Here is a 12,206-nt window from a genome sequence, read left to right on the forward strand (position 1 = left end):
GCATCGCTTATCGGTGCGAATGCCGGTCGTGTGAGTCGTGTTAGGGTTCACATGTTCGATATTTCCGCGCTGAAGCGCGAATGGCTTTCCAATCCCCGGCGGGATATTCTCGCCGGTATCGTCGTCGCGCTTGCGCTAATCCCGGAAGCGATCGGCTTTTCGATCATCGCCGGTGTCGATCCGCGTGTCGGTCTCTATGCTTCCTTTTCGATCGCCGTGATTATCTCGCTCGTAGGCGGTCGCCCCGGCATGATTTCTGCGGCTACCGCTGCAATTGCGGTGCTCGTCCTGCCCCTCATCCAGCAACATGGTGTCGAATATCTTTTTGCCGCCACCATCCTGATGGGGGTGATCCAGGTCATCGCGGGATTCCTGCGGCTACACCTGTTGATGCAATATGTTTCGCGCTCGGTCATCACCGGCTTCGTAAACGCATTGGCGATCCTGATTTTTATCGCTCAGCTGCCCGAACTGACCGGGGTGCCGATGTTGACCTATGTGTTGGTCGCAGCGGGTCTCGCGGTCATATATTTGTTGCCCCGGCTGACCAAAGCCGTGCCCTCGCCGCTGGTCGCGATCGTTATTCTGACGGCGGTGGTCTATTACATGGGCATGGATGTGCGCACTGTGGGGGATATGGGCGAATTGCCCTCATCCTTACCCACATGGCTCATTCCGGACGTCCCGTTCACGCTTGAGACGCTTCAGATCATCCTGCCCTATTCGGCAACCATGGCGGCAGTGGGCTTGCTCGAGTCCATGCTTACTGCGCAGATCGTCGACGATCTTACGGATACGCCATCCGACAAGCAGCAGGAAATGAAGGGCCAGGGCATCGCCAACTTCTTCACCGGCTTCCTGGGCGGCATGGGTGGCTGCGCCATGATCGGCCAGTCGGTGATCAACGTGAAGTCTGGTGGCGAGACACGGCTGTCAACCTTTACAGCAGGTGCATTTCTGCTGTTCCTCTTGCTGGTCCTAGGCCCGCTGGTAGCAATCATCCCGATGGCCGCACTGGTGGCGGTCATGATCATGGTTTCCATCGGAACGTTCTCATGGCGCTCGATCAAGGATATCCGGCATCATCCATGGCAGTCTTCGGTTGTCATGATCGTTACCGTTGTGGTCGTCGTCTGGACCCATGACCTTGCGCAAGGCGTTTTTGCAGGCGTTATCCTGTCGGGGCTGTTCTTCGCGAGCAAAGTGAAGCGATTGTTCACTGTCGACACCGAGTTGTCGGGAGACGGTACGACCCGGACTTACCGGATCGAAGGCCAGGTCTTCTTCGCCTCTTCCGATCGCTTCGTGGAAGCCTTCGACTACAAGGAAGTGCTTGACCGGGTGGTGATCGACGTGAGCCGCGCGCACTTCTGGGACATCTCGGCGGTGGGAACGCTCGACAAGGCGATCCTCAAATTTCGCCGCGAAGGCACGATAGTCGAAGTCCGCGGCCTGAACGATGCGAGCGCCGCCATGATCGAGCGCTATGCTATACATGACAAGCCCGGCGCCGATGCGCAGCTGGGAGGACACTGATGGGAGAAACAGCAATGGAAAACGTCCTCGCGGCGATCGACGCATCGGCCTACGCAACCAGCGTGTGCGGCTATGCCGGATGGGCCGCCAGGCGGCTGTCATTGCCGGTCGAACTGCTTCATGTCGTTCAAAGACAAGACCCGATCACGGCGCGCAAAGATCTGTCGGGTGCGATCGGTCTGGGCGTGAAAAGCGACCTGATGGAAGAGCTTGTCCGCCTGTCGGAAGAAAGTAGCCGCACCGAGATCGAGAAAGGCCGCGTTCTTCTGGCCGCAGGCGAACAATTGCTGCGCGAAGCGGGCATTGCCGATATCTCTACGCTGCACCGCCATGGCGGAGTGGTCGAGACGATCCTCGAGCGCGAAGACCATGCACGCGTCGTTGTCATGGGCAAGCGCGGCGTCGGGCACGAATATGCCTCCGACCATATCGGCTCCATGATCGAGCGCGTGGTCAGAGCCAGTGCCAAACCGGTGCTGGTCGCTTCACGCGAATATTACGAACCGAAGCATATCGTCTTCGCCTACGATGCCAGCCCGGCTGCCGAACGCGCTCTCGAACGGCTTGCGAACTCTCCACTATTCGACAGGCTGCCGGTGACGATTGTGATGGCCGAAGCGGAAGGTGAGGTGAAACGCGCTCAACTCGAAAATGCTGAGGCAGTTTTCGCTTCCGATCATCCGGTTACCGCAGTTATGGAGCGCGGAAAAGCAGAACAGGTCATACCGGGGGTGGTGGCCTCTACCGACCACGCTTTGCTTCTTATGGGCGCCTATGGACATTCGCCGATCCGCCGCATGATCGTTGGCAGCACGACTGCCGAGATGGTTCGCACCGTCAAGGTGCCGGTGCTGATGGTGCGCTAGCATGCCGGTCGACCTCGCTTCCTTCCGCGACCTTTTGCTGCAGCGCCTGAGCGAGCTAGACGAGCAGGATCGCATCACTGCTTCCGATCGCGATCCGGTCGCACTCGACCAGGAAAGTGTCGGTCGTCTCTCGCGTATCGATGCAATGCAGGTGCAGGCCATGGCGCTGGCGCAGGAGCGGCGTCGCAAGTCCGAACGAACCGCCATCGCCGCTGCACTCCAGCGTATCGAGGAAGGCGAATTCGGTTACTGCATCGGATGCGGCGACGAGATCGCCGAGGCTCGGCTGCGCAACAGTCCCACAGTGGTGAAATGCCTGGAATGTGCCGGTAGCAATAGCTGAGGACAGCGCACCTGAGCTGCCATTTCGGTAGCCCCCTGCGTTCTCCAGCTTAACGGGTTGGTTCGCTGGCACACGGGATAATCCAGCGGCACTCCGACAGATTTAAATGGCTTCTTAACTGCCTCTTTGCACTCGTGCATTAGCAAGTCTTAGCCTATCGATGGACGAACCATGACAGCAGCCTTCGTCCTCAGCATCAACATGTTCATCGCCATGCTGTTCGCGTTTGCGTTTGGGGTGGTTGCGAAGACAAATTCGACAGCTCGCGGGGCGCGCTGGCTAGCGGCAGCTTACGCGTTGGGGGTAGTCAATGTAGGCTTGGAGTTTATCTTGCCCGGGTTGTCGGAACCGTCGCTGACAGTGGTCGCGATTTTCGCGACCTATCTGGTTTCGATGACATTCGGAGTTATCGGCGTTTCCGTGCATTATCGTGTCAAATTGCCGGTTATAGCCGTGGCAATCACATGGGTATCCGCTATCGCCCTTGTTCCGCTCATACTCGGCCTACCGTATGGGTCGACACTGCGCGTTCTGCTGTATCAGCTCCCATATGCTGCGTTGCAAGTACTGATAACAATTATCGTTCTGCGGGCACAAAGAAGGATGGCTCTCGAAAATCTCTTGGCCACCATAAGCGGATTGGCCGCATTCATCTATCTCCTGAAGCCATTGCTGGCCTGGCAATACGGTGGCGTTGCGGATGCACCCCAGGGGTATCTCGCTTCGAACTACGCAGCCATCTCGCAAACCATGGGGGCAATCATAGTGATCGCGCTCGCCCTGACGCTGTTACTGATCATGATGCGGGATATGACGATCGAGATGGTGAACAGGTCGGAGACCGATTTGCTTGCCGGAATCTTCAACCGTCGAGGCTTCGAGTCTCATGGCGACCGGATGCTGCAAGAAGCGAAACGGCGGGGTACCCCGCTCACACTTGTCATGATCGACATCGATCGATTCAAAACGATCAATGACAGCTTCGGCCATTCCGTCGGCGACCTGGTAATTTCGGATCTTGCCGCACTGCTCTCGGGTGCAATCGGAAGCGAGGATCTTGTCGCACGTCTCGGAGGTGAGGAGTTTGCTATCTTGCTTTCCGGCAAGGATGCGAAGGAAGCCTATCGAATTGCGGAGAGCATACGGGAGACTATTTCGCAGCAATTGCCCAAGCGGTTGGATAGCGTCAAAGCCATCACTGCCTCATTTGGCCTGGCGCAACTGCAGCCAACGGACCAACTGTCGGACCTTTGCCGGAGGTCGGATCTCGCGCTCTACGATGCAAAGGCGCGCGGTCGGAACAATGTTTCCGTGAGATTTTCAGAGGTAGCTAAACCGCCCTCTGGTAGAGGGCGTTACCTTTCCTCCGGCTGAGGGATAATCGTAATCCCGGAATCGTTTTCCAAAACCGCATGTTTGACCTGATCCATCGTCTCCAGGCCATGTTGCTTGCGGGCAGCGACCATGATGTCGGCAGTGCTCATCCTCGTCTTGCGTAATGCCTGTTCGTCAACCGAACCGTCATGGACCAGGAAAGTCGGCCGGCCATCGACAACTTTGGCAAGCATCGGAAACCAGCGGGTCAGATAGGAAAATCCGATATCCATGAGGAAAAGCGTAACGATGAGAACGATGGCATTTGTGATGGAGAAATCATCTCCCAGCAGCGCCTGCTGGGTCGTTTCGGCAACGATCAGGAGGAGCACAAAATCGAAGGGCGTCGCTTGAGCCATCGTTCGGCGACCGGAGAGCCGGATGATGACCAGCAGAACAAGATAAATCGCTACACCGCGAATGACGCTTTCCATCAGCTTCTCCTTATCACGGCAACACAGTGACGGTGGAGGCGTCGCTGATCTGTCCGTTGACACCAAAGGGTCCCAAGCGGTGCCGCCAAACCGGACGGGAAGCACGAATGACGAAATCGATGGATGTTTCGCCACGCCCTGGTTTCAACTCGAACACGAATTCGTCACCATCAGGACCGGCGGAAACCGATTGGGGCTGCGGAGTGACCGACTCGATTGAGAACACATCACCGAAGCCCGCTGGTATCCAGACTGTCGTCCGCTCACTCGGCTGGTCGATAACTATCGTCAGTGTGTCGGATGCTGCCCACCGCGAAACCGAAGGGATTTCCACTGTCACTTTACCGGCTTGCAATGCTTGCGCCGAAAAAGTTCCCCCACTGCCAGTAAAACCCAGGATGGCCGCTACCATCACTGCAATCATCGCCGCCCACCCAATCCGAACTGCGATCCAGAAACGTTCCTGAAATACCCGGTCCGTCTCGATATCCACTGATCTCGCTGACATGGGCGTCAGTTCGATGTGCGTAGCTCTGCGGGAGGGAGCCCCCCCTTCTTCTTCGCCAGGGATTGCAATTGTTCTTTCTTCTCGAGCATGCGTTTGCCCAAATCCTCCAGGTCGACCTTGGCAGCCCGAGCCTGTTGAAACATGTTATCGTGCTGCTTTTCCTCTTCCTTCACATGGTGCTCGATCTGCTCCTTGAGCACTGTCACCTTGGCGTCATAGAAATCTTCATCCGGGTTGCCTTGGGCGATCTCGTTTACCAGCAGCTTTGCCCCATCATGCTCGACATATGCTTCTTTGAGCAGACTTTCGTCGATCTTACCTTCAAGTGCGGGATAGAAGATTTCCTCTTCGATAATCGTGTGCATCTTCAGTTCGTCGCATATGCGATTCGCGATATCTGCCTTGCGCTGAGCGCCCGATGAGCTCTCGAACTTAGAAAACAGGCTCTCTACCAGGCGGTGGTCGCTCGCCAGAATATGGGTTGCGTCCAAATCGGTTTGGGTGGGCATCGCAATTCTCCTCTCGGCCCTAGAAGCGATCAGACAAAGACGATGGTTCCAATATGGCAGCCACCTTGGTGCGAATGGTTGTTACGACGAGACAAGCCGAGCGGTGATCGTGCGGAGGTCGGCTTGCAAACTCTCCGCGCCTTGTCTCGCGCTTCAGGTAAAGCGGAACTCGCTACAAAGCAGTGTATCGATAATTCTTGCAATGGCTATTGCGCAGCGAAAGCTCCCGGCTTGCCGCCACGCTAACTCGGACAGCGCCTTATCGCTGCGGCTCGCTTCATCCGGCCGTTCTGTCGCCAACGCCAATCTATTTGGCGCGCCCGGCAGGACTCGAACCTGCTGCCTCAAGATTAGAAGTTAGGTCGAACGGTTACCATAGGGCCGCAGGAGCGCAGTTTTCCGCGCTTTCTGTTTCCCATGCTTCTTTTCGTTTGCATGTTACCTCAGGCTGAGTTACCTAAGCTGTTACCTATTGCCGATCAGGTAACAGGCGAGCCAGGTGGGATGATCAGATCCCGACCCGGCTCTGACCACAACGATCTACATGGAGATCATCATGGCTACCGACACGATACCGACACCAAGCACCACGGCAAAGGGCTTCGAACCCGAGCCTCTCGATTATGTTTGCGAGATGGAGGATCCGCTACAGCGAGTTTACAACCTGCTTACCGGCCTCATGCACATCCAGCATGGCGACTTGGGTTCGGCTATTTCCACCATTGCTGAAGTTGCGCGGGATGAATGCCAGAAGCTGCAGGGCATGCGTGATAAGCTTTTCCACGACCTGCACCCCCTCACTCAGAAGGAGGCCGCACAATGAACGCGGAACTCAAAAAGGCGCTCGACGGATTTCAGATCAATAACTGCAGGGAACTCGCTTCGGTAGGCGTGGATGGAATTCACACTATCTTGCCGATGATCCACGGCATTGCAGTTCTCTTAGATCAGGGATTCCATAAGGACGACAATGGCAAGTCGGCTTTGGACGAAGCTAATCCCGAACTGGTCGCATCTGCCTTCAAGGGGATTGGCTTTCTCGCAGCATTGGCAATGCTTCACGCGGATGAACTCTAACCCATGCTGACCGATACGAAGCTGCAGTCGCTCAAACCTCCCGCCACAGGGCAGCAAGAGCATCCCGATACGAAAATAAAGGGGCTGCGGCTTCGCATTGGCGCTGGCGGTACGAAGGCTTGGATTCTTCGCCGCCGCGTCGGTGACAAGGTGATAAACAGAAAGCTTGGCGTTTATCCGGCGATGAAGCTGGCAGCGGCGCGCAATGCCGCCGAAAGCATGATCGAGGCGCTAGAGCGGGATGGATCGACCGAAGGGCTCGACCGGACCTTCGAAGCGGCTGCAGAGGCTTGGATAAAGGCAAAGAAGCGCCCTGCCCTGATCCAGCGCCAGCTAGAATTGCATGTCTATCCTGACTGGCGCGACCGCAAGCTCGGCGAAATCAAACGGGCCGAAGTGCGCGACCTGATCCAAGGGCTTGAAGGCGAAGTTCTCCCGAACCGCGTTCTCGCCACGATTAAGACAGTTTTTGGCTATGCCATATCGCAGGACTGGATCGAAACCTCTCCGGCCGATCGCATCGAAAAACCGAACGCCGAAGCCGCGCGCGATCGTTTCCTGACAATGGACGAGGTTGCGCGCGTCTGGAACGCCGCAGGGCTGCTAGGCTATCCGGACGGGCCTTGGACGCGCTTGCTGCTCCTGACAGCCCAGAGGCGCAGCGAGGTTGCAGGAATACGGTGGGTGGACCTCGACCTCGACAATGCGACGTGGACGCTCTCAGCGGGCGATACCAAGGCCAAGCGGGCGCACCTAGTCCCCCTTGCCCCTATGGCGGTCGAAATCATCAAGGCCATGCCCGAGATTGGCGACTATGTTTTCTCTACAAGCGCGAACTCCCCGATACGCGGCTTTGCCCGATCGAAGCGGCAACTGGACGAATGGCTGGAAAGCAAAGGGCTCGGCCTGTCCGAACCTTGGCGCTTCCACGACCTACGCCGAACGGCGGCAACGCATATGGTACGGCTCGGCACTCCCGAGCTTGTCGTTTCCCGCGTCCTGAATCACCGCGTCCAAGGCGTCACAGGCCAAGTTTATGCACTGCACTCCTACGCACCCGAAAAGCGGCATGCGCTTGAAGCATGGGCGGCTGAGGTCGATCGCGCGGTGAACGGCGAACGCGGTGGCAATGTCGTGCGGATGGAGCGCGAATAATGCCCGGCGGCGTAGTAAATCCACTCCCGAACAAAACGCGCGAGGCGATAGAGCGGCAACTTCCCGGCCTGCCTATAGAGTATGTCGAATCCGCATTTGTAAATTATCAGCTTCTGCGCGGTCACAAGCCGGAACCCCCGTCAGAGGTTCGCACAACCTTAGATGGTATCGCGAGACAGGCTGCTGATCTCTATATCAGTCTCGGCACTCTATCTGAGGAAGCCAGAAATCACCTTTGGGATGCTTTAGAGCCAGTCGGAGGAGTAGCCTTCTTCGAGCAAGCAAACTTTGTTTCTCAGGCGCTAATGGGTCTAGCTCGAAATGCGGCGAACGGCGTGGAGATCGGAACTGGTCGGCCAGCCACATGGAAACATGGACTCGTAAGATCACTGGCCAATATTTTAGAAGTGCATGGCAGAACTGCTGACTCCAAGCAGACCGGCGACCTATGCTTTCTCTCGCTAGAGATATTGACCGCGCTTGATGAAAAGCCGGGAGATATTCGCTCGCTTGTTCGCGATGCTCTGGCGAAAAGCCCTTCTAAATAAGTTTGTTTCCCCCCGCCCCTCTTGTCGCGCGCTCCTGAAATGCCGCTATTAATCCTGACGCCCTATGAAACGAAAGGCGTCAGACATGGCTCAATTCCTTACTCCCAAGGCTGTCTGCGATAAAATTTCGCTCAGCCGCGCAACGCTCGACCGGATGGTCGCAGCCGGAAAATTCCCGAAGCCGATCCAGCTAACCGAACGCCGCTTGGCCTACAGCCTTGCAGACGTTGAAGCATGGATGACTGATAGGATGGAAGCCGCCTGATGGAACAGAAACGCCGCCCGGGCATGGGCGGCGCTGTTCATTGCGGCGAACGGCGTCACCCTACACCAAATCGCGAAATTCTCAAGGCCAATCCCCGCGCTGCGGCTCGGCTGCGCATGCTGCTTTGGTCTTTCCCTTGGCATATTTCGAAGCGCCGGAGGTTGGCAGCATGAAGACGCTCACGCTGACGCACCCGGAAATTGCAACCCGCGAACCGCGCTACGAGGCGGGCTGGTTCCAGAATATCGAGAACGACGAGCCAGCGGGCTATGTCGCGTTTCTGCGCCCATACAGCGAGGATTGGTATGATCTTTACCGCCGCGCAACGTGGTGGGAAGCGATGGCCGCCGCGCTCGAAATTGCAGACCGCATGCCTGACTGCAAATACGTGGGAGGGCCGGAATGAACGCGCCTGTCACAATCAAGCGCGACGAAATCCGCCTGTTTCTCCCCGGCATATCGGATGAGGAACACGCGAAGCGCGCATTGCTTCGCAGCTACCGCAACGCGGCAAGCGCCCTGATCGCCAGCACCCAGAGCGATGTGGCCCGAGGGCTGGCATGGATGGCCAGCGATTACGTGACCGGCGCGCTCTACGCACCCGGCGCGGCTGATGCGCTCGATGAACTCAACAAGCTTTGCAAGCGGCTGATGCTGACCGCGATTCAGGCAGAGCAGATCGACCTCGAAAGGTTCGCAGAATGACGGTCGCACTATCCGAAGAAGAAAGCCTTGAACGGCTCGCCAATGAAGAGCCGTTCTGGGGCCACGATCGCGACGGAAACCTCCTGCAGTGGCATAGCCTCGAGGATTACGAGCAGAACCACGAAGGCAAAGAAACGGCTCGCTCGCTCCCCCTGATCGATATGGCGGCATGGCAGGGCGATCCGCCGCCCAGGCGTTCGCTCTGGGGCACTTGGCTCCCATTGCATCAAACGACCATGCTCACCGGCCCCGGTGGCGTCGGCAAGAGCCTGTTCGAGCAAATGCTGTTCACTGCCATTGCAGTCGGAAAGCCGCTGCTCGGAATGGAAACCGAACAACGCAACACGCTCTATGTTACCTGCGAAGATGACGCGGACGAACTCTGGCGCCGCCAATACGATATCAACAAGGCTCTTGGGATCACCAAGGCCGACCTGATCGGCAAACTGTTTCTCTGCTCACTTACTGGCGAACCCGATACGGCGCTGGCAGTCGAGACGGACGGCGGAAGGCTGGAGACGACAGACCGCTGGCGCGAAATCGAATACACCTGCCGGGAGCGCGACATAGGCGTTTATGCCTTCGACAATGCGACCGATGCGCTCGCTGCCGATCATAATGCAATTCACCCGGTCGCTGCATTCGTGAACCAGCTCACCGGCTTGGCGATCAAGCGCGACGGTGCGGCCATGATTCTGCACCATCCGAACAAGGCGGGCGATGACTGGCTCGGCTCTGTCGCCTGGCACAACAAGGTTCGCAGCCGCTGGATCATCGAACACGGTGACGAAGACGTGGATCCCGACGCGCGCGCTATCCGCAATCCGAAAGCCAACTATGGGCCAACAGGCGGCAAGATCGGCTTCCGCTGGTACAAGGGCGCATTCCTGCGCGATGACGACCTGCCAGCCGATTATGCCAAGGAACTTGCAGACAGCATCCGCGTGCAAGGCGAGAACAATGCTTTCCTCGAATGCTTGCGCGCAAGGGCAGAGCAAGGCGAAGGCCGCGAGGTAGGACCATCACCGGGCCCGAACTACGCACCCTCTCAGTTCGAAGGAATGGCACAGGCCAAGGGCATGAAGCGCGGCGCATTGAAGCGCGCAATGGACAGGCTTTTCACTACCGGAAAGATCGAGACGCATACCTATCGCAACCGCGCGAAAGGGCGCGACGTAACGGTCATTCGCGAGGCTCCCGAACTTCCCCGAACCCCTACCCCGAACGCTTCCCGAACACTCTCCCCGAACTCCCCCGAACAGTCCGCCCGAACTACCCCTCCCACACACTCTATATCTAAAGATATTACTGGCGCGGCCACTCAGGCCGCCGCGCCCGATGAGGGTGCGGAATGCAACGCCTGTGGCGGCGTTGGCTGCGACTGGTGCGCGTCATGAGCATCCCCCGCCCCGAAAGTCTGAGTGCGCATGCGTTTCCGTACCGCCGCCCATGTCTTTTTTTGCATCTGCAATTCGATCTTCGAACCCCCACAAGGAAGACACCCCATGAACTGTGAAAGCTGCGGCGAGCCTTTCGACCGCCACCCGATGCACGCTTGGCGGTCCCGTTTCAGCAACTGCGCACCGAAACGATTCTGCTCCGAGAAGTGCCGCAAGCGCGAAGAGGCGCGCCGATACCGTGAACGCAAGAAAGGATCGAACAATGCCGAATAAGCCGCCAAGGGTAGGAGCCAGCGATGCCAGCAAGGCGTGGGATCATGGCAGGAGGGAAAGCCGCCATGCGCGCGGATATGGCTACCAATGGGAGAAGCTGCGCGCACAGGTGATGAAGCGCGACAACTTTCTTTGCCAGACGTGCTGGCGCGCCAAGCCTCAGCGCATCACCCTCGCCAAGGAAGTCGATCACAAAAAGCCGAAGGCCAAAGGTGGAACCGACGACCTCGAGAACTTGGAAGCAATTTGCGTCCCCTGTCACCGCGACAAATCTGCGCGCGATCAGGGCAAGGTACTGCGGACACGGCCCCGCCCTGTTGGGCTCGACGGCTGGCCAATCGAGGATTGAGCGATGAACGACCGGACCCATGACGACGTCGGCGCGAAGGTTACGGCTATAGTCGACGACACGCTGGCAGACCTTGTGATGCTTGGCCTCGAAAGCGCCGATCTCGCTGCGGAACTGCTCGCATGCCAAGCTATCGTGCGCGTCAAAGAACCCGAGATAATTGGGAGGATCGCGGACTACGCCGAAAGCTTCATCGAACGATACGGGGGCGATGAAAGTGAGCCCGCGTGACCGCTCCGTACCGCTGCCAACTGCAACGCTATCGCTAACTGGAGAAACGTTGTGCGCGCGCGAGACTGACCCCCTTACGCAATATCGCGGCGATGCGCTTTTCCGTCCGCAGCGGTCCAGCAGCGCCACCCACCCGAACAATGTCACCGCCCCTGCAAATGGAGAACTGCAATGAACGACCCTGACACCGCCACGATCGAACTCACCCGCAATCTGACGCGCAAGCTGATCGGGCAAGTGACTGCCCGAGGAATCGAACCTGCCGACGCCACGGTGGCGCTGGCATATGCGCTCCACGACGCTGCCAGCGAATTGACCGGCTCGCATGCCGATGGGCTCGAATGGATGCGCCAGGCAATCGCCGTGATGGCCAACCAGGTGGAGGGCAAGAGCGATGCGCCTACCTCGCATTAAGTACCTCGACCGGCTTCGCCCGCATATCAAGCGGCATGTGCTGGTGGCGCTCGATGAGGTTGCCCGCCCGATGACTGCCGACGAAATCGACAACATCTTGAAGGGCATCCTATTCCACAGCCAGCGCCGCGCCGTTGCAGAACGGCTGGCATCTTTCGACATTGTAGCAATCGTGCACCGGCAAGATGATCCCCAGAGCGATTAGATGCATGCCGATGG

The 12,206-nt window shown here is 57.9% G+C and carries 19 protein-coding genes; 16 read left to right on the forward strand and 3 right to left on the reverse strand.

The genetic code is table 11. The annotated features are described in order from the left end of the window. The first annotated feature begins 51 nt into the window (after positions 1-51). The 4 genes from K3180_RS07290 to K3180_RS07305 all read left to right on the forward strand — a co-directional run bounded on the left by K3180_RS07290 (position 52) and on the right by K3180_RS07305 (position 4,119). On the forward strand, positions 52-1,536 hold the full coding sequence (locus tag K3180_RS07290; RefSeq protein WP_221539478.1) for a SulP family inorganic anion transporter: 1,485 nt from the start codon (positions 52-54) through the stop codon (positions 1,534-1,536). Continuing rightward, a complete protein-coding gene (locus tag K3180_RS07295) occupies positions 1,536-2,402 on the forward strand; it encodes a universal stress protein (protein WP_247710390.1) in 867 nt (288 codons plus the stop codon). The genes K3180_RS07290 and K3180_RS07295 overlap by 1 nt, the downstream gene beginning before the upstream one ends. 1 nt (position 2,403) lies before the next feature. Beyond that, positions 2,404-2,745 (forward strand): TraR/DksA family transcriptional regulator, encoded by a 342-nt coding sequence (locus K3180_RS07300; RefSeq protein ID WP_221539479.1) that lies wholly within the window; start codon positions 2,404-2,406, stop codon positions 2,743-2,745. Positions 2,746-2,916: 171 nt separating this feature from the next. Beyond that, on the forward strand, positions 2,917-4,119 hold the full coding sequence (locus K3180_RS07305) for a GGDEF domain-containing protein (RefSeq protein ID WP_221539481.1): 1,203 nt from the start codon (positions 2,917-2,919) through the stop codon (positions 4,117-4,119). On the opposite strand, the gene K3180_RS07310 is transcribed toward K3180_RS07305, so the two are convergent. The 3 genes from K3180_RS07310 to K3180_RS07320 are packed head-to-tail and all read right to left on the reverse strand — an operon-like array spanning position 4,101 to position 5,570. Continuing rightward, positions 4,101-4,553 carry a DUF421 domain-containing protein gene (locus tag K3180_RS07310; protein WP_221539483.1) on the reverse strand — a complete coding sequence of 151 codons (453 nt, stop codon included), beginning with the start codon at positions 4,551-4,553 and terminating at the stop codon, positions 4,101-4,103. The genes K3180_RS07305 and K3180_RS07310 overlap by 19 nt on opposite strands. Before the next feature lie 13 nt (positions 4,554-4,566). Then, a complete protein-coding gene (locus tag K3180_RS07315) occupies positions 4,567-5,046 on the reverse strand; it encodes a hypothetical protein (protein ID WP_221539486.1) in 480 nt (159 codons plus the stop codon). 20 nt (positions 5,047-5,066) lie between these two features. Next, positions 5,067-5,570 (reverse strand): hemerythrin domain-containing protein, encoded by a 504-nt coding sequence (locus K3180_RS07320; protein WP_221539488.1) that lies wholly within the window; start codon positions 5,568-5,570, stop codon positions 5,067-5,069. Between the two features lie 556 nt (positions 5,571-6,126). Here K3180_RS07320 and K3180_RS07325 point away from each other — a divergent pair. The 12 genes from K3180_RS07325 (at position 6,127) to K3180_RS07380 (ending at position 12,192) form a co-directional block, all read left to right on the forward strand. After that, a complete protein-coding gene (locus K3180_RS07325; RefSeq protein ID WP_221539490.1) occupies positions 6,127-6,393 on the forward strand; it encodes a hypothetical protein in 267 nt (88 codons plus the stop codon). Continuing rightward, positions 6,390-6,647, forward strand: coding sequence for a hypothetical protein (locus K3180_RS07330; RefSeq protein ID WP_221539493.1), 258 nt, complete (start codon positions 6,390-6,392; stop codon positions 6,645-6,647). Before K3180_RS07325 ends, K3180_RS07330 begins: the two co-directional genes overlap by 4 nt. 3 nt (positions 6,648-6,650) lie before the next feature. Further along, positions 6,651-7,802 carry a tyrosine-type recombinase/integrase gene (locus K3180_RS07335; RefSeq protein WP_221539495.1) on the forward strand — a complete coding sequence of 384 codons (1,152 nt, stop codon included), beginning with the start codon at positions 6,651-6,653 and terminating at the stop codon, positions 7,800-7,802. Next, on the forward strand, positions 7,802-8,350 hold the full coding sequence (locus K3180_RS07340) for a hypothetical protein (RefSeq protein WP_221539497.1): 549 nt from the start codon (positions 7,802-7,804) through the stop codon (positions 8,348-8,350). Before K3180_RS07335 ends, K3180_RS07340 begins: the two co-directional genes overlap by 1 nt. A gap of 85 nt (positions 8,351-8,435) precedes the next feature. Next, entirely contained in the window at positions 8,436-8,615 is a 180-nt protein-coding gene (locus K3180_RS07345; protein ID WP_247710391.1) for a helix-turn-helix transcriptional regulator, read from the forward strand. A gap of 169 nt (positions 8,616-8,784) precedes the next feature. Next, complete coding sequence (locus K3180_RS07350; RefSeq protein WP_221539502.1) at positions 8,785-9,021, forward strand: hypothetical protein; 237 nt, start codon at positions 8,785-8,787, stop codon at positions 9,019-9,021. Further along, positions 9,018-9,320 carry a hypothetical protein gene (locus K3180_RS07355; protein WP_221539504.1) on the forward strand — a complete coding sequence of 101 codons (303 nt, stop codon included), beginning with the start codon at positions 9,018-9,020 and terminating at the stop codon, positions 9,318-9,320. The genes K3180_RS07350 and K3180_RS07355 overlap by 4 nt, the downstream gene beginning before the upstream one ends. Beyond that, positions 9,317-10,717 (forward strand): AAA family ATPase, encoded by a 1,401-nt coding sequence (locus K3180_RS07360; protein WP_221539506.1) that lies wholly within the window; start codon positions 9,317-9,319, stop codon positions 10,715-10,717. The genes K3180_RS07355 and K3180_RS07360 overlap by 4 nt, the downstream gene beginning before the upstream one ends. Before the next feature lie 265 nt (positions 10,718-10,982). Then, positions 10,983-11,342, forward strand: coding sequence for an HNH endonuclease (locus K3180_RS07365; protein ID WP_221539508.1), 360 nt, complete (start codon positions 10,983-10,985; stop codon positions 11,340-11,342). Between the two features lie 3 nt (positions 11,343-11,345). Then, positions 11,346-11,573: a hypothetical protein gene (locus K3180_RS07370; protein WP_221539510.1), complete on the forward strand. Its 228-nt coding sequence runs from the start codon at positions 11,346-11,348 to the stop codon at positions 11,571-11,573. Positions 11,574-11,744: 171 nt separating this feature from the next. Then, on the forward strand, positions 11,745-11,987 hold the full coding sequence (locus K3180_RS07375) for a hypothetical protein (RefSeq protein WP_221539512.1): 243 nt from the start codon (positions 11,745-11,747) through the stop codon (positions 11,985-11,987). After that, complete coding sequence (locus K3180_RS07380; RefSeq protein ID WP_221539514.1) at positions 11,968-12,192, forward strand: hypothetical protein; 225 nt, start codon at positions 11,968-11,970, stop codon at positions 12,190-12,192. Before K3180_RS07375 ends, K3180_RS07380 begins: the two co-directional genes overlap by 20 nt. Positions 12,193-12,206 lie beyond the last annotated feature (14 nt).

This window comes from Qipengyuania huizhouensis (assembly GCF_019711635.1).
GTDB classification, from domain to species: Bacteria; Pseudomonadota; Alphaproteobacteria; order Sphingomonadales; family Sphingomonadaceae; genus Qipengyuania; species Qipengyuania huizhouensis.

Excerpts from the sequence above, each read along its gene's own strand:
- K3180_RS07290 (WP_221539478.1), top strand. The coding sequence starts at position 52 with ATGTTCGATATTTCCGCGCTGAAGCGCGAATGGCTTTCCAATCCCCGG.
- K3180_RS07295 (WP_247710390.1), top strand. The coding sequence starts at position 1,536 with ATGGGAGAAACAGCAATGGAAAACGTCCTCGCGGCGATCGACGCATCG.
- K3180_RS07300 (WP_221539479.1), top strand. The coding sequence starts at position 2,404 with ATGCCGGTCGACCTCGCTTCCTTCCGCGACCTTTTGCTGCAGCGCCTG.
- K3180_RS07305 (WP_221539481.1), top strand. The coding sequence starts at position 2,917 with ATGACAGCAGCCTTCGTCCTCAGCATCAACATGTTCATCGCCATGCTG.
- K3180_RS07310 (WP_221539483.1), bottom strand. The coding sequence starts at position 4,553 with ATGGAAAGCGTCATTCGCGGTGTAGCGATTTATCTTGTTCTGCTGGTC.
- K3180_RS07320 (WP_221539488.1), bottom strand. The coding sequence starts at position 5,570 with ATGCCCACCCAAACCGATTTGGACGCAACCCATATTCTGGCGAGCGAC.
- K3180_RS07325 (WP_221539490.1), top strand. The coding sequence starts at position 6,127 with ATGGCTACCGACACGATACCGACACCAAGCACCACGGCAAAGGGCTTC.
- K3180_RS07330 (WP_221539493.1), top strand. The coding sequence starts at position 6,390 with ATGAACGCGGAACTCAAAAAGGCGCTCGACGGATTTCAGATCAATAAC.
- K3180_RS07335 (WP_221539495.1), top strand. The coding sequence starts at position 6,651 with ATGCTGACCGATACGAAGCTGCAGTCGCTCAAACCTCCCGCCACAGGG.
- K3180_RS07340 (WP_221539497.1), top strand. The coding sequence starts at position 7,802 with ATGCCCGGCGGCGTAGTAAATCCACTCCCGAACAAAACGCGCGAGGCG.
- K3180_RS07345 (WP_247710391.1), top strand. The coding sequence starts at position 8,436 with ATGGCTCAATTCCTTACTCCCAAGGCTGTCTGCGATAAAATTTCGCTC.
- K3180_RS07350 (WP_221539502.1), top strand. The coding sequence starts at position 8,785 with ATGAAGACGCTCACGCTGACGCACCCGGAAATTGCAACCCGCGAACCG.
- K3180_RS07355 (WP_221539504.1), top strand. The coding sequence starts at position 9,018 with ATGAACGCGCCTGTCACAATCAAGCGCGACGAAATCCGCCTGTTTCTC.
- K3180_RS07360 (WP_221539506.1), top strand. The coding sequence starts at position 9,317 with ATGACGGTCGCACTATCCGAAGAAGAAAGCCTTGAACGGCTCGCCAAT.
- K3180_RS07365 (WP_221539508.1), top strand. The coding sequence starts at position 10,983 with ATGCCGAATAAGCCGCCAAGGGTAGGAGCCAGCGATGCCAGCAAGGCG.
- K3180_RS07370 (WP_221539510.1), top strand. The coding sequence starts at position 11,346 with ATGAACGACCGGACCCATGACGACGTCGGCGCGAAGGTTACGGCTATA.
- K3180_RS07375 (WP_221539512.1), top strand. The coding sequence starts at position 11,745 with ATGAACGACCCTGACACCGCCACGATCGAACTCACCCGCAATCTGACG.
- K3180_RS07380 (WP_221539514.1), top strand. The coding sequence starts at position 11,968 with ATGCGCCTACCTCGCATTAAGTACCTCGACCGGCTTCGCCCGCATATC.